This window comes from Streptomyces collinus (assembly GCF_031348265.1).
GTDB classification, from domain to species: Bacteria; Actinomycetota; Actinomycetes; order Streptomycetales; family Streptomycetaceae; genus Streptomyces; species Streptomyces collinus.
In genome coordinates, this window is the sequence record NZ_CP133771.1 from 5,467,218 (window position 1) to 5,487,894 (window position 20,677).

The 20,677-nt window shown below is 73.1% G+C and carries 18 protein-coding genes; 8 read left to right on the forward strand and 10 right to left on the reverse strand.

Annotated features, from left to right (window positions below; all coding sequences use genetic code 11):
• Positions 1-64 precede the first annotated feature (64 nt).
• From RFN52_RS24980 to RFN52_RS24995, 4 genes are read left to right on the forward strand one after another with little or no spacing between them, the layout of a single operon-like run.
• On the forward strand, positions 65-1,597 hold the full coding sequence (locus tag RFN52_RS24980; RefSeq protein ID WP_184849168.1) for a GMC family oxidoreductase: 1,533 nt from the start codon (positions 65-67) through the stop codon (positions 1,595-1,597).
• A 38-nt stretch (positions 1,598-1,635) separates the two neighbouring features.
• Positions 1,636-2,712 carry a quaternary amine ABC transporter ATP-binding protein gene (locus RFN52_RS24985; protein ID WP_184854022.1) on the forward strand — a complete coding sequence of 359 codons (1,077 nt, stop codon included), beginning with the start codon at positions 1,636-1,638 and terminating at the stop codon, positions 2,710-2,712.
• Positions 2,712-4,661 (forward strand): ABC transporter permease, encoded by a 1,950-nt coding sequence (locus RFN52_RS24990; RefSeq protein WP_184849170.1) that lies wholly within the window; start codon positions 2,712-2,714, stop codon positions 4,659-4,661. The genes RFN52_RS24985 and RFN52_RS24990 overlap by 1 nt, the downstream gene beginning before the upstream one ends.
• Position 4,662: 1 nt before the next feature.
• Positions 4,663-5,619 carry an ABC transporter substrate-binding protein gene (locus RFN52_RS24995; protein ID WP_184849172.1) on the forward strand — a complete coding sequence of 319 codons (957 nt, stop codon included), beginning with the start codon at positions 4,663-4,665 and terminating at the stop codon, positions 5,617-5,619.
• Between the two features lie 3 nt (positions 5,620-5,622).
• Here RFN52_RS24995 and RFN52_RS25000 read toward each other — a convergent pair whose 3' ends face one another.
• The 3 genes from RFN52_RS25000 to RFN52_RS25010 are packed head-to-tail and all read right to left on the reverse strand — an operon-like array spanning position 5,623 to position 7,321.
• A complete protein-coding gene (locus RFN52_RS25000) occupies positions 5,623-6,342 on the reverse strand; it encodes an isocitrate lyase/PEP mutase family protein (RefSeq protein WP_184849174.1) in 720 nt (239 codons plus the stop codon).
• Positions 6,339-6,785: a carboxymuconolactone decarboxylase family protein gene (locus RFN52_RS25005; protein WP_184849176.1), complete on the reverse strand. Its 447-nt coding sequence runs from the start codon at positions 6,783-6,785 to the stop codon at positions 6,339-6,341. Before RFN52_RS25005 ends, RFN52_RS25000 begins: the two co-directional genes overlap by 4 nt.
• On the reverse strand, positions 6,782-7,321 hold the full coding sequence (locus RFN52_RS25010; protein WP_184849177.1) for a carboxymuconolactone decarboxylase family protein: 540 nt from the start codon (positions 7,319-7,321) through the stop codon (positions 6,782-6,784). Before RFN52_RS25010 ends, RFN52_RS25005 begins: the two co-directional genes overlap by 4 nt.
• Before the next feature lie 47 nt (positions 7,322-7,368).
• Here RFN52_RS25010 and pdxR point away from each other — a divergent pair, with 47 nt between their 5' ends.
• Together pdxR and RFN52_RS25020 are read left to right on the forward strand one after the other, a co-directional pair.
• Positions 7,369-8,757, forward strand: a complete 1,389-nt coding sequence (pdxR, locus tag RFN52_RS25015) for a MocR-like pyridoxine biosynthesis transcription factor PdxR (RefSeq protein ID WP_184849179.1) — start codon at positions 7,369-7,371, stop codon at positions 8,755-8,757.
• Positions 8,758-8,806: 49 nt separating this feature from the next.
• Positions 8,807-9,274, forward strand: a complete 468-nt coding sequence (locus RFN52_RS25020) for a carboxymuconolactone decarboxylase family protein (RefSeq protein ID WP_184849181.1) — start codon at positions 8,807-8,809, stop codon at positions 9,272-9,274.
• A 60-nt stretch (positions 9,275-9,334) separates the two neighbouring features.
• On the opposite strand, the gene RFN52_RS25025 is transcribed toward RFN52_RS25020, so the two are convergent.
• The 7 genes from RFN52_RS25025 to RFN52_RS25055 form a co-directional block, all read right to left on the reverse strand.
• Positions 9,335-10,138: an aminotransferase class IV gene (locus tag RFN52_RS25025; protein WP_373308500.1), complete on the reverse strand. Its 804-nt coding sequence runs from the start codon at positions 10,136-10,138 to the stop codon at positions 9,335-9,337.
• A gap of 12 nt (positions 10,139-10,150) precedes the next feature.
• Complete coding sequence (locus RFN52_RS25030) at positions 10,151-11,329, reverse strand: FAD-dependent oxidoreductase (protein WP_184849183.1); 1,179 nt, start codon at positions 11,327-11,329, stop codon at positions 10,151-10,153.
• Complete coding sequence (locus tag RFN52_RS25035; RefSeq protein ID WP_184849185.1) at positions 11,326-12,885, reverse strand: class I adenylate-forming enzyme family protein; 1,560 nt, start codon at positions 12,883-12,885, stop codon at positions 11,326-11,328. The genes RFN52_RS25030 and RFN52_RS25035 overlap by 4 nt, the downstream gene beginning before the upstream one ends.
• Positions 12,886-12,908: 23 nt before the next feature.
• Entirely contained in the window at positions 12,909-14,432 is a 1,524-nt protein-coding gene (locus RFN52_RS25040; protein WP_184849186.1) for an AMP-binding protein, read from the reverse strand.
• Complete coding sequence (gene pabB, locus RFN52_RS25045; RefSeq protein ID WP_311241053.1) at positions 14,429-17,302, reverse strand: aminodeoxychorismate synthase component I; 2,874 nt, start codon at positions 17,300-17,302, stop codon at positions 14,429-14,431. Before pabB ends, RFN52_RS25040 begins: the two co-directional genes overlap by 4 nt.
• Before the next feature lie 30 nt (positions 17,303-17,332).
• Positions 17,333-17,911: a putative antibiotic biosynthesis monooxygenase gene (locus RFN52_RS25050; protein ID WP_184849188.1), complete on the reverse strand. Its 579-nt coding sequence runs from the start codon at positions 17,909-17,911 to the stop codon at positions 17,333-17,335.
• A 151-nt stretch (positions 17,912-18,062) separates the two neighbouring features.
• Positions 18,063-18,908 (reverse strand): DMT family protein, encoded by an 846-nt coding sequence (locus RFN52_RS25055; protein ID WP_184854025.1) that lies wholly within the window; start codon positions 18,906-18,908, stop codon positions 18,063-18,065.
• 124 nt (positions 18,909-19,032) lie between these two features.
• Here RFN52_RS25055 and RFN52_RS25060 point away from each other — a divergent pair, with 124 nt between their 5' ends.
• Positions 19,033-19,383, forward strand: coding sequence for a hypothetical protein (locus RFN52_RS25060; RefSeq protein WP_184849190.1), 351 nt, complete (start codon positions 19,033-19,035; stop codon positions 19,381-19,383).
• 15 nt (positions 19,384-19,398) lie between these two features.
• A complete protein-coding gene (locus tag RFN52_RS25065; protein WP_184849192.1) occupies positions 19,399-20,580 on the forward strand; it encodes a glutathionylspermidine synthase family protein in 1,182 nt (393 codons plus the stop codon).
• Positions 20,581-20,677: the final 97 nt, after the last annotated feature.

Consider the following 20,677-nt stretch of genomic DNA (forward strand, 5'->3'; position numbering starts at 1 on the left):
ACCCCGGGCTGAACGGCCCCGTCCCCGAGCCCGTTTATTTCATCCCCACTGGAGCAAGTACGCCATGCCCCACACCAACCATGAGTACGACTATGTCGTGATAGGCGGCGGAACCGCAGGTTCCGTGATCGCCTCCCGCCTGACCGAGAACCCGGACGTCACCGTCGCCGTCATCGAGGGCGGCCCCAGTGACGTCGGCCGTGACGACGTACTGACCCTGCGTCGCTGGATGGGCCTGCTCGGCGGCGAGCTCGACTACGACTACCCCACCACCGAACAGCCACGCGGAAACTCGCATATCCGGCACAGCCGGGCCCGCGTCCTGGGCGGCTGCTCCTCGCACAACACCCTGATCGCCTTCAAGCCGCTGCCCGCCGACTGGGACGAGTGGGAGGAGGCCGGCGCCAAGGGGTGGGGCGCGGTGCAGATGGAGGCGTACTTCGCCCGGCTCAAGAACAACATCGTCCCGGTCGACGAGAAGGACCGGAACGCCATCGCCCGCGACTTCGTCGAGGCGGCCCAGGAAGCGGTGGGCGTGCCGCGCGTGGAGGGCTTCAACAAGAAGCCCTTCACCGAGGGCGTCGGGTTCTTCGACCTCGCCTACCACCCCGAGAACAACAAGCGGTCCTCGGCGTCGGTCGCCTACCTCCACCCGGTGATGGACGAGCGGTCCAACCTGACGATCATGCTGGAGACCTGGGCGTACAAGCTTCAGCTCGACGGCAACCGCGCCGAGGGCGTGCATGTGCGCACCAAGGACGGCGAGGAGATCCTCGTCAAGGCGCGCAACGAGGTCCTGCTGTGCGCCGGCGCCGTGGACTCCCCCCGGCTGCTGATGCACTCCGGCATCGGCCCCAAGGCCGACCTGGAGAAGCTCGGCATCCCCGTCACGCACGACCTGCCGGGAGTCGGCGAGAACCTGCTCGACCACCCCGAGTCGGTCATCGTCTGGGAGACCAACGGCCCCATCCCGGAGAACTCCGCGATGGACTCCGACGCGGGCCTGTTCGTTCGCCGCGACCCCGAACAGCCGCACCCCGACCTGATGTTCCACTTCTACCAGATCCCGTTCACGGACAACCCGGAGCGACTGGGCTACCAGCGGCCGGAGTTCGGCGTCTCCATGACCCCGAACATCCCCAAGCCGAAGAGCCGCGGCCGGCTGTACCTCACCAGCGCCGATCCCGAGGTCAAGCCGGCCCTGGACTTCCGCTACTTCACCGACGAGGACGACTACGACGGCAAGACCCTCGTCGACGGCATCAGGATCGCCCGCGAGATAGCCAAGACCGAGCCCCTGGCCGGCTGGCTCAAGCGCGAGGTGGCCCCCGGCCCGGACGTCACCGGCGACGAGGAGCTCAGCGAGTACGCCCGCAAGGTCGCGCACACCGTCTACCACCCCGCCGGCACCTGCAAGATGGGCGCCGCCGACGACCGGCAGGCCGTCGTCGACCCCGAGCTGCGCGTCCGCGGCCTGGAGGGCATCCGCATCGCCGACGCCTCCGTGTTCCCCACGATGACCACCGTCAACCCGATGATCGGAGTGCTCATGGTCGGTGAGAAGGCCGCCGAGCTGATCGGTGGTGGTGACCGGTGACCGAGATCCCGACCCTCGAACCCCCCACGGAGCAGACCATGGACACGGACACCACCCCCGTCTTCTCGGTGGAGGGCCTGTGGAAGGTGTTCGGCCCCAAGGCCGACCGCGTTCCCGCCGACCCCGAGCTCACCGCCCTCGACCCCGCCGAGCTGCGCTCCCGCACCGGCTGCACCGCCGCCGTCCGCGACGTCAGCTTCGACGTGCGCAAGGGCGAGGTCTTCGTCGTCATGGGCCTGTCCGGCTCCGGCAAGTCCACGCTGGTGCGCTGTCTGACCCGGCTGATCGAGCCGACGGCCGGAACCATCGCCATCGACGGCGAGGACGTCCGCGCCATGGACCGCGCCCGGCTGCGCGAACTGCGCCGCCACCGCGCCGCGATGGTCTTCCAGCACTTCGGCCTGCTGCCGCACCGCACCGTCCTCGACAACGTCGCCTACGGCCTGGAGATCCAGGGCATGGGCAAGTCCGAGCGGCGCGAGCGGGCCGCCGAGGTCGTCGCCAAGGTCGGCCTCGAAGGCATGGAGCACCGCCGCCCCGGCCAGCTCTCCGGCGGCCAGCAGCAGCGCGTCGGCCTGGCCCGCGCGCTCGCCGCCGACCCCGAGGTCCTGCTCTTCGACGAGCCGTTCAGCGCGCTCGACCCGCTGATCCGGCGGGACATGCAGGAGGAGGTCGTCCGGCTGCACCACGAGGAGGGCCGCACGATGGTCTTCATCACCCACGACCTCCAGGAGGCCCTCAAGCTGGGCGACCGCATAGCCCTGATGCGCGACGGCCGGGTCGTCCAGCTGGGCACGCCCGAGGAGATCGTGGGCGCGCCGGCCGACGACTACGTCCGCGAGTTCGTCCGGGACGTCCCGCGCGAGCAGGTCCTCACCGTCCGTACGGCCATGCGCCGCCCCTCGGCGGACCAGGACGGCAGCGGACCAGCGGTGCGCCCCGACGCGACGGTGTCCGAGGCGATCGAGGCGGTCGCCCGCGCCGGCGCTCCGGCCCGGGTCGTCGACGAGGGCCGGTGCGTGGGCGTGGTCGACTCCGACACGCTCCTCGGTGTCGTCGCCGGGACGGAGCAGCCCGCTCCGCCCGGGACGGAGCAGCCCAAGGAGGCGGTGTGATGGCGACCATCACCGCGAACCCGCCCCGGGTCGGCCTGCCCGCCCTCCTCAAGCACCGGGCCGTCCACAAGCTGCTGCTGCTCGCCCTCGCCGCCGCGATCCTCGTGCCGCTGGCCAACGCCCGCTGGGCGAGCGGCACCTGGCCGAGCGCCCTGACCGTCGACTTCTCCGAGCCGCTCGCCAAGGCCAGCGACTGGATCATCGACAACCGCGACAGCCACCCGCTGTTCCTCTACTTCTTCGGCCACGTCAGCAACGTCGTCGTCATCGCCGTACGGGCCGTCTACCTCACCCTCCTGGCCGTCGGCTGGGCGGGCGTCACGGCCCTGGGCGCCCTGGTCGCCTGGCGCGTGGCGGGTGTGAAGCTGGCCCTCGGCACCGGCGCCGCGTTCCTCGCCTGCGGCCTGCTCGGCATGTGGGTGCCGACCATGCAGACACTCGCCCTGATGGTCGTCGCGGTCCTCGCGTCGGTCGCCGTCGGCGCGCTGCTCGGGCTCGCCGCCGGGCTGTCCGACCGGATGGACCGCATGCTGCGGCCGGTCCTGGACACCATGCAGGTGCTGCCCGCCTTCGCCTACCTGCTGCCGGTCGTGCTGGTCTTCGGCATCGGCGTCCCGGCGGCCGTGCTGGCCACCGTCATCTACGCCGCCCCGCCCATGGCCCGCCTGACCTCGCTCGGGCTGCGCGGCGCCGACAAGGGGGTGCTGGAGGCCGTCGAGTCACTCGGCTCCACCGCGCGCCAGCGCCTGCTGACCGCCCGCATCCCGCTGGCCCGCAAGGAACTCCTCCTCGGCCTCAACCAGACGATCATGATGGCGCTGTCGATGGCCGTCATCGCCGCCGTCATCGGCGCGGGCGGTCTCGGTGACCGCGTCTACCAGGCCCTGGCCTCGGTCGACGTCGGTGCCGCCCTCGCCGCCGGTATCCCGATCGTGCTGCTGGCCGTCGTCCTCGACCGCGTCACGGGCGCGGCGGGGGAGAAGCTCGGCGCCGAACCCGAGCCCCACAGCGGACGCGGCTGGCTCTACGCCCTCGCCGGCGTCGTCGTCGTGGCGGTCGCCGGGCGGCTCGCGGGCCGCCTCGACTGGCCCGACTCCTGGGTCGTCGGCATCGCCGAGCCCGTCAACCGCGCCGTCGACTGGATGACCGCGCACCTGTACTCGGGCGTCCCCGTCGTCGGCGGCACCGCCGACTGGGCGGGCCACTTCACCACCTGGGTCCTCGACCCGATGCGCGACGGCATGCAGGCGCTGCCCTGGTGGTCGGTGCTGCTGATCGTCGCCGCCCTGGCCTGGGTCATCGGCACCTGGCGCACCGCGCTCACCGCCGTCCTCGCCATGGCCGCGATCGGCGTCCTCGGCGTCTGGAAGCCGTCCCTCGACACCCTCTCCCAGGTCCTGGCGGCCGTCGCCGTCACCCTGGTCGTCGGCTTTGCCGTCGGCATCGCGGCGGCCCGCAGCGACCGCCTGGAGCGGGCGCTGCGCCCGGTCCTCGACGTGTTCCAGACGATGCCGCAGTTCGTGTACCTGATCCCGGTCGTCGCCCTGTTCGGCGTCGGCCGCGCCCCGGCCGTCGCCGCCGCGATCGTCTACGCGCTGCCGGCCGTCGTCCGCATCACCACCCAGGGCCTGCGCCAGGTCGACCCGGCCGCGCTGGAGTCCTCCAGTTCGCTCGGCGCGACCAGCTGGCAGCAGCTGCGGCAGGTGCAGCTCCCGCTGGCCCGCCCGGCGCTGCTGCTCGCCGTCAACCAGGGCCTCGTGCTGGTCCTCGCCGTCGTCGTCATCGGCGGCCTGGTCGGCGGTGGCGCCCTCGGCTACGACGTCGTCTTCGGCCTCGCCCAGGGCGACCTGGCGACCGGTCTGGTGGCCGGCGCGGCGATCGTCTGCCTCGGCCTGATGCTGGACCGGGTGACCCAGCCCACCGAACGCCGTGCGAAGAAGGGAGCCTGACATGCGGATCCGTACGACCGCCGCGGTCGCCGCGGTGAGCTCCCTGGCGCTGCTCACCGGCTGCGGCGCCGCCGACATGACGAAGCAGGCCTCGCCCTTCGCCAACGCGCAGGGCTCGAAGACCGTGACGCTGTCCGTGCAGTCCTGGGTGGGCGCCCAGTCCAACGTGGCCGTCGCCCAGTACATCCTGGAGCACGAGCTGGGCTACCGCGTCGACACCGTCCAGGTCGACGAGGTGCCCGCCTGGGACGCCCTCAGCCAGGGCCGCGTCGACGCGCTCCTGGAGGACTGGGGCCACCCCGAGCAGGAGCAGCGGTACGTCAAGGACAAGAAGACGATCGCACCCGGCGGCGAACTCGGCGTCACCGGCCACATCGGCTGGTTCGTCCCGACGTACTTCGCCAAGAAGCACCCGGACGTCACCGACTGGAAGAACCTCAACAAGTACGCCGATCAGTTCCGCACCCCGGAGAGCGGCAGCAAGGGCCAGCTGATGGACGGTTCGCCGTCCTACGTCACCAACGACAAGGCGCTGGTGAAGAACCTGAAGCTGGACTACCAGGTGGTGTTCGCCGGGTCCGAGGCGGCGCAGATCACGCAGATGAGGCAGTTCGCCAAGGAGAAGAAGCCCTTCCTCACCTACTGGTACTCCCCGCAGTGGCTCTTCAAGAAGGTCCCGATGACCGAGGTGAAGCTGCCGGCGTACAAGGAGGGCTGCGACGCCGACCCGGAGAAGGTCGCCTGCGCCTACCCGCACACGCCGCTGCAGAAGTACCTCAACGCGGACTTCGCGAAGAAGGGCGGCAAGGCGGCGGCCTTCCTGAAGAAGTTCAAGTGGACGACCGAGGACCAGAACGAGGTCTCCCTGATGATCGCCGACCAGAAGATGACGCCGGAGGACGCGGCGAAGAAGTGGGTGGACAGCCACAAGTCCACGTGGAAGAAGTGGCTGTCCTGACGGTCACCGCACCAGCCGGTCGGCGATCTCCCGCAGGGCCCGGGCGGCCCGCCGCTGGAGTCCCGGCCCGAAGGTGATCCGGGTGGCCCCTCGCGCGCCGAGTTCGGCGGGTGAGGGGCCACCGTCGGCCGGGGCCCCCACGTTGAGCGGCCCCTGGATGCCGGCCCGCAGCAGCGGCAGGATCTCCGGCGGGGCCCCGATCGGGTACACGCAGTCGGCCCCGGCGGCGACGTACAGCGCGGCCCGCTCGATCGCCGGGCCGGGGTCGCCGATCCCGCAGGAGAAGGTGTCCACGCGCGCGTTGACGAACAGCCGGTCACCGGCCGCCTCGCGCACCTCGGCCAGCCAGGCGGCGTGCGCGCGGGGGTTCTTCAGCACCCCGTCCGCGGAGTCCTCCAGGTTGCAGCCGACCACCCCCGCCTCCAGCAGCCGCTCCACGAGGTCCTTCGGAGCGAGCCCGTACCCGCCCTCCACATCCGCCGACACGGGCACGTCGACGGCCCGGACGATCCGTGCGACCGCCGCGAACATCTCGTCGGCCGGGACCTGCCCGTCCTCGTACCCGAGCGAGGCGGCGACGCCGGCGCTGGGCGTGGCGAGTGCCGGGAACCCGGCCTCGGCGAACACCCGCGCACTGGCCGCGTCCCACGGTCCGGGCAGGACCAGCGGGTCGCCGGGCGCCCGGTGATGGTGCAGGGCGCGGAAAGCCTCCACCTTGCTCATGGCGTGTACCCCCCAGGCGGGATCCGGCGGGCGACCATCACCCGGTTCCAGTTGTTGATGGCGACGACCAGCCCGATCAGATGGGCAAGCCGGGCCTCGTCGAAGTGCTTGGCGGCCCGCTCGTACACCTCGTCGGGCACGAAGCCCTCGGTCGGCACGGTCACCGCCTCCGTCAGGGCCAGCGCGGCCCGTTCCCGCTCGTCGAAGACCTCCTCGGCCTCCTCCCACGCGGCCAGCAGACCGAGTTGCTCCTCGCTCACCCCGTGCTCGCGGGCGATCGCGAGGTGCATGTCGAGGCAGAACGCGCAGTGGTTGAGCTGCGAGGCGCGGATCACCACGAGTTCGGCCAGGGCCGGATCGCCGAGGCCCTTCTTCGCCGTGGCGCTCAGGGCGGCCAGGGCCCGCTCGACAGCGGGGTCCAGCAGCCGGGTCCGAGCGGTCACTTGTACTGCCCGGGCCGGTAGTGCCCGGGTGCCATCCGGCAGGTCACCCCGAACCGGTTCCAGGCGTTGATCACCGTGATCGCGGCGATGACCTGGGCCAGTTCGGCCTCCTCGAAGTGCTTCGCGGCGTTGTCGTAGACCTCGTCCGGCACGAACCCTCCCCCAGAGCCGAAAGCCTGGGAGGTGCCCCCAGTCAGCACCGTCACCGCCTCCGTCAGCTCCAGCGCGGCGACCTCCTTCGCGGTGTAGAAGTGCCGCGACTCGTCCCAGGCGCTGAGCTGCACGATCCGCTCGACGCTCTCGCCCGCCGCCAGGGCGTCCTTGGTGTGCATGTCGATGCAGAACGCGCAGTGGTTGATCTGGGAGGCGCGGATCTTCACCAGCTCGTACAGCTTGTGGTCGAGGCCCTTCCGGGCGGCGGTCTCCAGCCGGACCATCGCCTTGTAGACCTCGGGCGCGTGCTTGGCCCACTCCAGGCGGGCGGGCTGCTCGGGGGCGTACTCCACGGTCGTCGGGGTGTCGGGGTGCGTCGTCATGCCCTCGACCCTAGGAGGGAAGCAGCCCAGGAGTATGGTCCATTTCCATGGCGGAACCCTGGGCCACTCTGGGCATCGACCTGCTTGTGGAGCCGACCGGGCCGGGCCTGCGCCGGGGGCTGACCGACGCCCTGCGCGAGGCGGTGCGCTCCGGCCGGCTGGCCCCGGGCACCCGGCTGCCCTCCTCCCGCGCGCTCTCAACCGACCTGGGCATCGCCCGCAACACCGTCGCCGACGCCTACGCCGACCTGGTCGCCGAGGGCTGGCTCACCGCCCGGCAGGGCTCGGGCACCCGGGTCGCCGCGCGCGAGGTCGTCCCGCCGTCCGGCACGGCACCCCACCCCCGCGCACCGGCCCGCCCGGCCTACGACCTGCGCCCCGGCAGTCCCGACCTCGCGTCCTTCCCGCGCACGGCATGGCTCAAGGCCGCCCGCCGCGCCCTCACCGCCGCCCCGCACCACGCCCTCGACTACGGCGACCCCCGCGGCCGCCCCGAGCTGCGGGCCGCGCTCGCCGGGTACCTCTCCCGGGCCCGGGGCGTCCGCACCGGCCCCGAACACATCGTGGTGTGCGCCGGGTTCGCGCACGGCCTGAAGCTGCTCGGCACGGCCCTGCGGGCGCGCGGAGCACGGACGGTCGCGGTCGAGTCGTACGGTCTCGACGTGCACCGGAGGATCCTGGCCGCCTCCGGCCTGGACACCGCCCCGCTGCCCTTCGACCATCTGGGCACCGACCCGGGCGCCCCGTCCGGAGACGACGCGCTGCTGCTCACCCCCGCCCACCAGTTCCCCATGGGCGTGCCCCTGCACCGCGACCGCCGTACGGCCGTCGTGGACTGGGCGCGGCGCACCGGCGGCCTCGTGCTGGAGGACGACTACGACGGGGAGTTCCGCTACGACCGGCAGCCCGTCGGCGCGCTCCAGGGCCTGGACCCCGACCGGGTGGTCTACCTGGGCACCGCGAGCAAATCCCTCGCGCCCGGGCTGCGGCTGGCCTGGATGGTGCTGCCGCCGGGCCTCGCCGAGGAGGTCGCCGCGGCGAAGGGCGGCGTCGACACCTGCGGGGTGCTGGACCAGCTGACCCTGGCCGAGTTCCTCACCTCCGGCGCCTACGACCGGCACGTGCGCGCGACCCGCCTGCGCTACCGGCGCCGCCGGGACGCCCTGGTCGCGGCCGTCACGGCCCGGGCCCCCCAGGCCCGCGTCACCGGCATCGCGGCCGGTCTGCACGTCCTGCTGCGCCTGCCCCCGGGCACCGAGCAGTCGGTGGTCCAGGCGGCGAACTGGCGGGGCCTCGCGCTCCACGGCCTCGCTCGCTACACCCATCCCGCCGCGCGGGCCGAGCCCGTCGACGCCCTGGTCGTCGGCTACGGCACACCGCCGGACCACGCCTGGTCGGGGGCGCTGGACGCGCTGTCCGCGGTACTGCCCGGATAATCGCTCGAATTCACCCTCGGAAATGCCGTCCGGCGGATATGGTCGCCCCATGAGTGAAAGCCTTTCCCCCTCTCGTGTGGCCCTGAAGAAAATCACCCCCGATGTCTCCGCGGCCATGGGCTCCCTGCACGCCGCCGCCGTAACCGCCGCCCAGGAGGCAAAGCTCGAACCGGACCTGTTGGAATTGGTCCGGATCCGCGCCTCGCAGATCAACGGCTGCGCGTTCTGCCTCGACATGCACACCAGGGACGCGCGCGAACGGGGCGAGACCGAGCAGCGCATCTACACGCTGAACGCCTGGCGGGAGACGCCCTTCTTCACCGAACGCGAGCGTGCGGCCCTGGCGTTGACCGAGGCGGTGACGCTCGTGCACGACGGCCGCGTCCCGGACGCCGTCTACGCCGAGGCGGCCGGAGTCTTCGACGAGAACCAGATAGCGGCCCTCATCTGGGCGGCCACCGTCATCAACGCCTACAACCGGATCGCGATAGCGACGCGCATGGTCCCGAAAAACTGAGAAAGGCAGCGGAAAAGGCGCCGGGTCGAATTCGTCCCGGCGCTACTCCTTTTCTCCGTTTCAGTCGGTCGGCAGGGGCTCCATGAGGCTGTCCAGCCATATCCGCCATTCCGCGGCCCGTTCCGCCGGAGGCACCCGCATCGGCCGTCCGGTCCAGCCCGTCACGGGCCGGATCCCGTGCAGCGCGTTCACCAGCCACACCTCACGGCCGTCCAGCTCCGCCACGGTCCGCTCGCGGTGCGCGATCCGCAGCCCGGAGCGCAGCGCCCGCTCCTGCACCAGCCCGGCCGTCACACTCGGCAGGACGGGCAGCCGCGGAGGGGGCAGGCACAGGGTGTCGTCCTCCCACCACAGGACACCGGCCGTGGCCGACTCCAGGACCGTGCCCGAGCGGGCGATCAGCACCGCCTCCTCCGCGCCCTCGCCCGCGGCCCGGCGACGCACCCGGGCCAGGGTGTCCAGGTCCGGGCCCTTGCGCCGGGGCACCGTCCGCGGATCGGACTGGCCCGCCGCCCACAGGCGCACCCCCGTACCCAGCGGCGGAGCGGGCCGCAGCAGCAGCCGCAGCTCCAGGGACCCCGCCGCGAGTTCCACCCGGGGGAACCACTCCCCGGTTCTCGGCAGGGCGGCGGTCACGTCCTGCCAGAACGCCGTGAGCCGGCGCGGTTCGGGCCCGCCGCAGTCACCGCAGGACCGCGAGAACCGCTCCCGGTGCCGGGCATAGGCCCGCACCCGGCCCTCGCGCAGCAGCCAGGAGTCCGCGACGAGCAGCCGCCCCCCGGCCGTCCGCTCCGGGGCCGGGGCCAGGCCACGGCCGGGCGTCCAGGCCCACAGGCCCTCCGCCACCGCCGGTCTTGTCACCATGGGGTCCTCTCCTCAGTACCTGCGGCCCGCGACGGCGGGCGCCCCGTGCCGGGGCCCGTACGGCGCGTGCTCCAGCCAGGATCCACACCACGGCAGCACCGGCGCCAGGGCCGCCGCGGCCCGCTGCCTGACCCGGACGATCCGGCGGTGCGGCCGCAGATGGTCCAGGGCCGTGCCGGCGGCGGCCATGTTGAACAGGCCCGCCGCGCGCCGCACCTCCGCGAAGTGCGCGACCGCCTCCGAGGTCCCGGCGGCGATCGCCCCGGCGGCGGCCGCCGCGTCCGCGATCCCGCTGTTCATGCCGCGCGCCCCGAACGGCGGGAAGAGATGCGCCGCCTCACCGGCCAGCAGCACCCGCCGGTGCGGATCGGTGAACGAGGCGGCCACCTTGCGCAGGAAGCGGTACGTCGACACCCACAGGATCCGGTCGCCGTAGCCCTCCCCGACGATCGCCGGCAGCCAGCGCCGTACGGCGTCCTCGGTGCCGAACTCCTCCGGCCGGTCGTCGTCGCGGCACTGGAGGTCGACCTGGAAGCCCCCGGTGAACGGCACCCGCATCACACTGCGCCCGCCCGCCCCGGGATGCTCGTAGTGGAAGACCCGCTCCAACGGCAGCTCGGCGCCCGGTACGTCGGCGACGTCCACGACGACGTGGAAGCCCTCGCCGCGGGTGCCCTCCAGCTCGATGCCCAGCTCGCGCCGGACCGCGGAGCGGGCCCCGTCGGCGGCGACGACGTGGGAAGCGCTCCACTCGCGCCCGTCCGCACCCGTCAGCCGGACCCCGCTTCCCGTGCTGCGCACGCCCGTCACCCGGGCGCCCCACTCGAAGCCGACCCCGGCCCGCTCACAGGCCGCGCGCAGAAAGCGTTCGGTGTCCGCCTGGCGCAGGCTGGTGAAGGGCGGCGGGCCGGGCGGCGGCGGGAAGGTCCGGGCGTAGACCTCACGCCCCCGGTAGAGGGTGCGCCTGGTGTGCCAGGTCCGCCCGTACGCCGTGATCTCGGCGGCGAGGCCGGGCAGCATGGCGTCCAGCAGGCCGAGGGTCTCCCGGTGCACGAACAGGGCCCGGCTGCCGGGCCGTTCACGGTCCTGCGGGTCGGCTTCCAGCACGGTGACCGGGAGGCCGTGGGCGCGCAGCGCGAGGGCCGCCGACAGGCCCACCGGCCCGGCCCCCACGACCACGACCGGTGTCATGCCCTGACGCCTTCGCCGAGCATCCGGGCGATCTCCACCCGCTTCACCTTCCAGGTCGCCGTCATCGGCAGCTCCTCGAACCGCCACTGCCGGGGCTCGGCCATCGCCGGCAGCCCGGCCGTGGCCCGCCGCCAGCGCTCCGGATCCAGGGGCCGCTCGCCGCGCACGCACACCACCGGCACCGGCTCACGGTCCGCCCCCGGCACGATCACGACCTCGCGCAGCTCCTCCAGCCGGGACATCAGCGTGTCCTCGACCTCCAGGTTGCTGTGCACGGCGTCGATCCGGTCGATCTCCCGGTCGATCAGGTACAGCGCGCCGAGACGGTCGCGGTAGCCCAGGTCGCCCATCTCCCACCAGCCGTCGGTGAGCTGACGGTCGTAGCGGTCCGGCATGCCGAGGTAGGTGAGGATGCGGCCACGGGTGCGCGCCTCGATACGGCCCGGAGTGCCGGGCGCGACCCGCCGGCCCTCGGCGTCGGTCACCCGGACCCGGGTGAAGCCGGGTATCCCGAACCCGACCCGGCGGCCGTCCGCCCGGGCCGCACTGCGCCGGGTCACCACCTGGAACGCCACCGGGCCCGTCTCGCTCTGCCCGTACAGCTGGACCAGCCAGGGCGTGCGGCGCCGCGACGCGTCCAGCAGCCGCCGTACGGTCCGCGGATGGATCGCGTCGAACGTCGAGCCGTACGACCGGACCCGGGACAGCGGCGCCCCGGGCGCACCGGCCAACTCCTCCCACAGTACGAACGTGTTGGGGTGCGTCTCCACGATGCCGGGCCGGTGCCGGACCAGCAGCGGGCCGACCGAGGCCGGGTCCGGGTCGGTGATCAGCACGAGCGGGCTGCCGAAGTGCAGCAGCACGCCGAGCAGGTGGTAGAAGCGCGAGTGCACGAACGACATGTGCAGCGCGGCGGTCTCGCCCCGGGTGGGCCAGCCCATCGCCTGCTGCGGCACGAGCCGGTTCCACATGGTCTGCGCGCAGTGCACGGCCAGTTTCGGGACGCCGGTGGTGCCCGAGCTGTGGGTGATCAGGGCGGGTTCACGGGGGTGGAGCCGCACCGGTGGGGGCGGTTCGGCGCCGGTGTACTTCGCCAGGGGCTCGGCCCCGGGTGCGTCGTCCACGGACAGCGTCCGCCGCACGAGCCCGGACAGGCCGACGTCCCCCAGACCGGCCAGCGTCGCGCCGTCGGTGATCAGCCAGGGCCGCCGCAGCCGTCCGAGGAGCTGCCCGGCCACCTCGGGGGCCAGCGCGGGCGACAGCAGCACGGGTACCGCCCCGATACGGGAGACGGCGCAGGTCAGCAGCATGATGTCGACGTTGTCCGCCTTGTGCACGGCGACCTGCTCCGAGGGCCGCACGCCGGCCTCCCACAGCCGCCCGGACAACTCCTCGACCACCTCGGCCAGCACGGTGTAGCTCAGGTCGGTGCCGAGGGAGGGGGCGACGTCGAGCGGCCGGTCGAGGGTGACGAAGACCGCCCCGTGCCGGTCGGCCGCACGCCGGAAGAGCGGGCCCAGATAGAAGCCGCGGTCCGCGAGCAGGGGCTGTCGCATGGGGTCGTTCCTCTCCGTGGTGTTCACCAGGCGCCCTTGCGCACCAGATGGCGGCGCAGCTTCCCGGTCGGGGTGCGGGGCAGCGACGGGACGAAGCTGACGCTGCGCGGGACCTTGAACGCGGCGAGACTCATCCGCGCCAGGCCGGTCAACTCCGCGGCCAGACCGTCCCGGACGGGCGGGACGGGGACCACGAAGGCCCGCAGCCGGCTCGCGCCGCGCCCGTCGGGAACGGCGGCGACCGCCACCTCCCGCACCGCCGGATGGCCGCGCAGCACGGCCTCCACCTCCAGCGGGGAGACGGTGATGCCGCCGACCATCTCCATGTCGTCGGCGCGGCCCAGATGCCGGTAGGTGCCGTCCGGTTCACGGCAGGCCCGGTCCCGCGTGGCCAGCCAGCCGCCCACGAGGGTCCGGGCGGTCTCCTCGGGCCGGTTGAGATAGCCGGACGTCACCGTCGGCCCGCGCACCCACATCTCGCCCTCCTCGCCGTCCGGCACCGGGTGGCCGTCGCGGTCGCGCAGCTCCACCTCGAAGCCGGGGACGGGCGGGCCGACGGTGCCGGGGCGGTTGTGGGCGAAGCCGTTGGCGCAGAACGCGTGGCCGGCCTCGGTGGAGCCGATCTGCTCCAGCACCGGCGCGCCCAGCAGCGCGGTCACCTGCGTGGCCAGCCCCTCCGGCAGTCCCTCGCCGGCCGACACCGCGGCCCGCAAGGAGGCGAAGCAGCCCTCGTGCCCGTGGCCCCGCTCCGCGACCAGCGCGGCGTACGCGGACGGCACGGAGTACAGCAGCGTCACCCGGTGCCGGGCGACCAGCTCGTCGATGGTGGCGGGCGTCGGGCGCCGGTCCACGAGCACCGCCGACGAGCCGGAGAACAGCGGGAAGACGAACGCGTTGCCGAACCCGTAGGCGAAGAACAGCTTCGACACCGACAGGGTGACGTCCTCCGCGGTGATCCGCAGCACCCGCCGCCCGATCAGGTCGTGGTACGTCCGCGGATCGCCGTGCGTGTGCACGACGCCCTTGGGGCGGCCCGTGGTGCCGGAGGTGTACTGCACGTACAGCGGGGTGTGCGCGTCGACCTGGTGTGCGGGGGCGGGCCCGGCGGTGGGGGCGAGGGCCATCAGCTGGTCGGCGCCGAGCCCCGTCCGGCCGGCGAACCGGTCCTCCAGGCCCGGTCCGGTCACACACAGCACGGCGGCGGTGTCCTCGGCCAGGAACGCGTGGTCGGCCGCGGGGAGTTCGGGGTTGACCGGCACCGCCACGGCGCCGAGGCGGGCGGTGGCGAGGAACGCCGTCACCCAGGCCGGGGAGTCCGGCAGCGCGAGCAGCACCCGGTCGCCGGGGCGCACCCCGTGGCCGGCCAGTACGGTGGCCGCACGGGCGGCGAGGTCGTGCACCTCGCCGTGGGTCCAGGCCCGGTGCCCCTGGTGGAAGGCCGTCCGTCCGTTCCACCCGCGCCGCTCGGCGAGTTCCGCCAGGTGGGCCGCGAGATTCCCGGGCGCCTCGGCCTCCGCCGGGCTCAGCATGACCTGCGGACTGGTCATCGTCTGACCTCCCCCGCAGCCCCGGCCCGCTGCCCCGGCGGACCCTCCTGCCGCATCCGGTCGGCCGTGTGCCGGTGGAGGGCGCGCATCGGGGCCGCCGTCTTCAGCAGCATCTCCTCGTACTCGGCGTCCGGATCGGAGCCGAGCACGATCGCGCCGCCCGCGCCCAGGTGCATCAGGCCGTCGGCGAAGACGGCGGTCCGGATCACGATGCTCAGGTCCGCACCGCCACCGCAGCCGAGGTAGCCGAGGGCGCCGGAGTAGACGCCACGGGCCTCGGTCTCCAGCGTGTCGATGATCTCCAGCGTGCGCAGCTTCGGCGCGCCGGTCATCGACCCGCCCGGGAAGCAGGCCCGCACGCAGTCCACCGCGTCCGTGCCCTCCCGCAGCCTGCCCTGCACGGTGGACACCAGCTGGTGCACGGTGGCGTAGGTCTCCGTGGCCATCAGCTTGGAGACCCGCACGGTGCCGGTCCGGCAGACCTGCCCCAGGTCGTTGCGGAGCAGGTCCACGATCATCAGGTTCTCGGCCCGGGTCTTGGCATCCGAGGCGAGCGCGTCCCGCAGCCGGGCGTCCTCCTCCGGCCCGGCGCCCCGGGGCGCGGTGCCCTTGATGGGCCGGGCCTCGGCGGTGCCGTCCCGGCCGATCCGCAGGAACCGCTCGGGCGAGGAACCGGCCACCTCCAGCTCCCCGAACCTCAGGAACGCCGCGTACGGGGCCGGGTTGTCGCGGCGCAGCGTCCGGTAGAACTCCAGCGGGTCGGGCGGGGCGGGCAGCCGGGCGGCGTTCGTCAGGCAGACCTCGTAGCTGGTGCCGGACCGCAGCGCCTGCCGGCACGCCTCGATGTCCGCGAGGTACGTCGCCCGGTCACGCACCAGCCAGGGCTCGGCGGCGCCGGGGTCGGCCGGCTCCGGCGGTCCGGGCAGCGGCGGGCGTTCCGTCGCCACGCAGGAGAGGCCGGCCAGCACGCCCTCCAGCCAGTCGGCGGCCTCCCGCGCGGCCTGCGGGGTGTCCTCGGCCAGGCAGACGGCGTAGGTGAAACCCTCCTCGTGGTCCACGGCGATCACCCGGTCGGCGAACAGCCACGCGGCGTCCGGGGTGGGGGAGCGGTGCCGGTTGGCCGACCCGCAGTCGGCCTTCATCTCGTAGCCGAAGTAGCCGACGTAGCCGCCGGTGAAGTCGAACGGCAGCCCGGTCGCGTCCACCCGGCGGTTGGCCAACTGCCGCTTCAGGTAGTCGAAGACACTCGCCCGCACCCGCCGCAGGGGCCGCCCCGCCCGCTCGATCTCACACCGCCCGGCACCGACGTCGTACCGCACGAACTCGGCGAGCGGCCCCTGGTCGTCCCCGAGGAACGAGAACCGCGACCGCCCCGGCTCCACCAGCGAACTGTCCAGCCAGAAGCTCCGCGGCGACCCCGCGAACATCCGGCTGAAGACCGCCTCGGTGTCGACGGCCCCGCTGACCCTCCGGGTGTGCAGCCGGTACCCGACCCGATCGGGCCGACGGGGCCGGGGGATGGAGACGGAGTCCGGCGCGGCCTCGGCGGGCGTCTTCCGCCCCCGGGCGGCGGGTACGGCGGACGCGCCCGTGGCCGGGGCACCGGCAGCCGCGGAGACAGCCGGGACGTCCCCGCCGGGCGCTGGAGCAGTCGGGTTGGCGGAGGCGGCCTCGGCATGGTTCCCGGCCCCCGCAGCCGGGCCGCGGACGACCCCGTGCTTCGTCCCCGGCCCCGCAGCCGGGACGGCCTGACCGGGCGCTCCCGCAGCCGGGGACGGTGCCACGGACTCGGGGCTTGGTGCCGCCCCCGCAGCCGGGACGGCCTGACCGGGCGCTCCCGCAGCCGGGGACGATGCCACGGACTCGGGGCGTGGCCCCGCCCCCGCAGCCGGGACGGCCCCGCCGGGCGTCAAGGCAGCCGGGGCCGATGCGTCAGCCTCGGCGCCTGCCCCCGGCCCCGCTGCCGGGGTGGCCCTGCCGGGCGCAAGAGCAGCCGGGGCGGACGCCACGGGCTCGGGGCGTGGCCCCACGCCCGCCGACGGGGCCGGCCTGCTCGACGGCGTGGTCTCGCCGAGCCCCGGCGTCCCGGGGCCGCCCGGCGGGTTCGCCCCCGCCCGGGTGACGGCGGCGACCTGGAAGACGGCCGCGGCCACCGGGCGACGAAGGCCGCCGAGGCCGAGAAGACCCCCCACAGGGCGCCGGGTCCCCGCGTCACACTCCGGGACGACGACCCGCCGCCGGACCTGCTCGTGCGAGGGCACGGCCGTGTTCTTCGTGCGCAGCTTGCCCGCCCGCTCGGCGGTGAGGTTGCGGAAGTTCACGAGCATGCGGTGCCCGTACTCCGTGAGGACCGACTCCGGATGGAACTGCACTCCCCACAGCGGCCGGCTGCGGTGCCGGAGCCCCATCAGGACACCGTCCTCCGCCCAGGCCGTGGCCTCCAGCGTCTCCGGCAACGGCTCGCGCACGGCAAGGGAGTGGTAGCGGACGGCGGTGAAGTGCTGCGGCAGACCGTGGAACAGGTCCCGGCCGTCATGCCGGATCGTGGACAGATGCCCGTGCCGCGGCTCCGGGGCGGCCCCCACCAGCCCGGCCTCCCCGAGCGCGATCCCCTGATGACCCAGACACACACCGAGCACCGGAACCGGGGAGGTCGCGAGCAGCCTGCTGCCGATACCGAAATCACGCGCCTCGCCCGGATGCCCGGGCCCGGGGGACACCACGAGATTGTCGAACGCCCGGAGATCGGGAAGACCGTCGACGGGAGCGTCGTTCCGGACGACCACCGGTTCCTCGCCGTTGACCTCGGCGATCAGCTGGAACAGGTTGTACGTGTACGAGTCGTAATTGTCGATGAGCAGGGTCTTCACCCGCCCACCTCCCTCTGTTCGTTCGCGGGCCTATACGGCCCGGCGTTTGTGCCGCCCGCGCAGTGCCTGGAGCGACGGGTACAGCCATTTCCTGAAGAAACGCTGGAGCCGTGGCATGAGAATCCAGGTGACAAGGGCCGTTACACACAGACACAACAACAGCGTGCGAAACAGTGCATTGAGGTCACCGAGATAGGGAAGCACCGTGAGATTGAACAGGAGCACCGGCGGGAAAACCGCGCTCATATTCACGAACCACAGTTTCCATTTCGACGGCGGAGCCGGTGGCGGGGGCGTCAGCGTCTGCGCGTCGAACCAGGCCCGGGCGCCCGGCACCCGCCTGCGCTCCGCCTCCTGGGCGACGCCCGCCAGCCGGGCGTCCCATTGTTCCCGGGAGGGTGATTTCTCCCAGGCCAGGGCCAGACCCTCGCTGGCGAAGCGATAGACGACATGCCACTCCGCCCCTCCGTCGACAAGTACCCCACCCCCCATGAATCCCGGCTGCCGCGCGGTCGCGCCCAGCATCGCCCACCCCCACGAGTGGAAGTCGGCTGCACGGCCCGGCATCACGCGATAGGCCACGGTGACCGTGACGGGATTACTGGTCACGCCGTCCCTTACGGAAAGCGCTCACAGCGCGTTCAAGATTCAACAAAGAATTTTCCGGTCGCCCGCAAGGTCGCCCCGAAGTCCCCCCGAAGGTCACCCCGATGATCACCCCGAAGGTGCAGAATCCCCGCAGGTCGGAAAGCGCATCCGCTCAACTCGGCATGACCGCGCTCTCCTCCGCCTCCACCGGCGCCTCCCCGAACCGCGACAACGCCAGCGCCCCCGTCACCGCCACCGCGAAACCGGCGATCGCCAGCCACCCCAGCCCCGGCCGCGTACGGTCCCCGAGCCACACCACGCCGATCAGCGCGGGCGCGACCGTCTCCCCGAGCACCAGACCGGCCGTCGCCGTGGTCACCGACCCGCGTTGCAGGGCCGAGGTCAGCAGCAGGAACGCCGCCCCGCCGCCGAGCAGCAGCGCGTACGTCGCCGGGTTGGGGAACAGCTCACCGGCTGAGAACCCGTCGATCAACCGCACCGACACCTCCACCACCCCGAACCCGAGCCCCGCCCCCAGTCCGAGCGTCAGCGCCCGCCCCCGCTCCGGCAGCCGCCCGGCCACCGCCCCGAGCAGCAGCACCCCGGCCGCCGCCCCGAGCATGGCCCACTTCAGCCAGGCCGGCCCCTCCTCGTCACCCTCCGCCCCGGCGGCCAGCCCCAGCAGTGCGAGCCCGGCACACACCACCGCCACCGCCGCCCACTCGACGCGGCTCAGCCGCACCTTGAGCAGCCGCGCCGCGACCACGGCGGTCACCGCGAGGCTCGCTGCCAGCGCCGCCCCCACGGCGTAGATCGGCACCGACCGCAGCGCGAGGATCTGCAGCACAAAGCCGAGCCCGTCCAGCGCGAGTCCGGCCAGATACCGCCATTGCCGCAGCGCCCGCCACAGCAGTGCCACGTCCCCGCCCGGCCCGGTCGCCGCCGCCGACCGCGCGGCGATCGCCTGCAACACGGTCGCCGTACCGAAGCAGACCGCCGCACCGAGGGCACACACCATTCCAAAGATCACAAATCGACAGTAGGGGAGCGCCCGGGGACGGGGGGCCATGCGCGGCCGTTCACACCGATCTCTAGGCTGACCGTCTGTCATGTCACACGGGGAGATGCGGGGAGACACGCACATGGCTGAAACACGGCGACGGTTGCGTTCGAGCACGGTGGTGCTGGGCGGCATGGGCGTCCTCGCGGCGGCCCTGTCCGCGTGCGGCTCCGACCCCGACCGCCGCTGTGTGGACCGGGACAGCTACGACTACATCAACGGCTACAAGATCGTCGCCGACAAGAACTGCTCGTCCGGCACGTCCTCCTCCGGCAAGGGCCGCAAGACCGGCAAGACCAAGGTCACCGACGCCGACTGGTACTACGACGCCGACGTCAGCGGCGGCTGGGCCGACGACGGCACCTTCAGCCGCGACGAGGCCGTCGACCGGGGCGGCTTCGGCTGCTCCGGCTCCGGCAGCGGCGGCGGCTGACGGGCGGGCGCAGCGATGGAACGCCGCACCATGGAGGCCCGCCCCGGCTGGCAGCAGACCGTCGAGGAACAGGGCCTCATCTACCCCCTGACCCGCTACCCCGACGACTCCCTGCGCCCCTACTGGGACGAGAGCGCCTACTACGTCTTCTCCCTGGAGGAGATCGAGGCCCTCGAAGAGGTGGTCGAGGACCTCCACCGCATGTGCCTGGCGGCGGCCGACCACATCGTCACCGAGGACCGTTTCGCCGACCTGGGCATCACCGACCCCCGGGTCGCCCGCAGGGTCGCCGAGGCCTGGCACCGCCGAGCCGAACTCCCCTCCGTCTACGGCCGCTTCGACCTCCGCTACGACGGCACCGGTCCGGCCAAGCTCCTGGAGTACAACGCCGACACCCCCACCTCACTGGTCGAGGCCGCGTCCCCGCAGTGGTTCTGGATGGAGGACCGTTTCCCCGGCGCCGACCAGTGGAACTCCCTGCACGAGCGCCTCATCGACGCCTGGAAGAAGCAGGCCGCCCTCCTCCCGCCGGGCAGCCCCCTCTACTTCGCGTACTCCTCCGCCGACGAACTCGGCGAGGACATGATGACGGTCGCCTATCTCAAGGAGACCGCCGAGCAGGCCGGCCTGGCCACCGACTGGATCGCGATGGAGGAGATCGGCTGGGACCGCCTCTCCGGCCGCTTCGTCGACAACCGCCTCCGCTTCATCCGCAGCATCTTCAAGCTCTACCCGTGGGAGTGGCTCACCACCGACCGCTTCGCCGACCACGTCCTGGACACCCTCGACAACGGCGGCGGCACCGGCTCCACCCTGTGGATCGAGCCGGCCTGGAAGATGCTCCTCAGCAACAAGGCGCTGCTGGCGATCCTCTGGGAGCTCCACCCCGACCACCCGAACCTCCTCCCCGCGTACCTGGACGGCCCCCGCGACCTGTCCGCCCGGGGCTGGGTGGCCAAGCCCCTCCTGGGCCGAGAGGGCGCCGGCGTCACGATCCACGCCCCGGGCACCGACCCCGCCCTCCGCGACGAACCCTGCGTCTACCAGCAACTGGCCCCCCTGCCCGACTTCGACGGCAACCGCGTGGTCCTGGGCGCCTGGGTGGTGGAGAACGAGTCGGCGGGCCTGGGCATCCGGGAGTCCTCGGGCCTGATAACGGACGAGTACGCACGGTTCCTGCCTCACGTGATCCTTTAGGCGGACCGGGAGGTGCGTGCCCCTGAAGGGGCGCGGGGAACTGCGCGACCGACCACACAGGACCCGCACCCGGCAACGACGGGCAACCCGGCAGATG

What these genes read in the sequence shown, in the direction of transcription:
- RFN52_RS24980 (WP_184849168.1), top strand. Translation starts at nt 65, where the DNA reads ATGCCCCACACCAACCATGAGTACGACTATGTCGTGATAGGCGGCGGA.
- RFN52_RS24985 (WP_184854022.1), top strand. Translation starts at nt 1,636, where the DNA reads ATGGACACGGACACCACCCCCGTCTTCTCGGTGGAGGGCCTGTGGAAG.
- RFN52_RS24990 (WP_184849170.1), top strand. Translation starts at nt 2,712, where the DNA reads ATGGCGACCATCACCGCGAACCCGCCCCGGGTCGGCCTGCCCGCCCTC.
- RFN52_RS24995 (WP_184849172.1), top strand. Translation starts at nt 4,663, where the DNA reads ATGCGGATCCGTACGACCGCCGCGGTCGCCGCGGTGAGCTCCCTGGCG.
- RFN52_RS25000 (WP_184849174.1), bottom strand. Translation starts at nt 6,342, where the DNA reads ATGAGCAAGGTGGAGGCTTTCCGCGCCCTGCACCATCACCGGGCGCCC.
- RFN52_RS25010 (WP_184849177.1), bottom strand. Translation starts at nt 7,321, where the DNA reads ATGACGACGCACCCCGACACCCCGACGACCGTGGAGTACGCCCCCGAG.
- pdxR (WP_184849179.1), top strand. Translation starts at nt 7,369, where the DNA reads ATGGCGGAACCCTGGGCCACTCTGGGCATCGACCTGCTTGTGGAGCCG.
- RFN52_RS25020 (WP_184849181.1), top strand. Translation starts at nt 8,807, where the DNA reads ATGAGTGAAAGCCTTTCCCCCTCTCGTGTGGCCCTGAAGAAAATCACC.
- RFN52_RS25025 (WP_373308500.1), bottom strand. Translation starts at nt 10,138, where the DNA reads ATGGTGACAAGACCGGCGGTGGCGGAGGGCCTGTGGGCCTGGACGCCC.
- RFN52_RS25030 (WP_184849183.1), bottom strand. Translation starts at nt 11,329, where the DNA reads ATGACACCGGTCGTGGTCGTGGGGGCCGGGCCGGTGGGCCTGTCGGCG.
- RFN52_RS25035 (WP_184849185.1), bottom strand. Translation starts at nt 12,885, where the DNA reads ATGCGACAGCCCCTGCTCGCGGACCGCGGCTTCTATCTGGGCCCGCTC.
- RFN52_RS25040 (WP_184849186.1), bottom strand. Translation starts at nt 14,432, where the DNA reads ATGACCAGTCCGCAGGTCATGCTGAGCCCGGCGGAGGCCGAGGCGCCC.
- RFN52_RS25055 (WP_184854025.1), bottom strand. Translation starts at nt 18,908, where the DNA reads ATGGTGTGTGCCCTCGGTGCGGCGGTCTGCTTCGGTACGGCGACCGTG.
- RFN52_RS25060 (WP_184849190.1), top strand. Translation starts at nt 19,033, where the DNA reads ATGGCTGAAACACGGCGACGGTTGCGTTCGAGCACGGTGGTGCTGGGC.
- RFN52_RS25065 (WP_184849192.1), top strand. Translation starts at nt 19,399, where the DNA reads ATGGAACGCCGCACCATGGAGGCCCGCCCCGGCTGGCAGCAGACCGTC.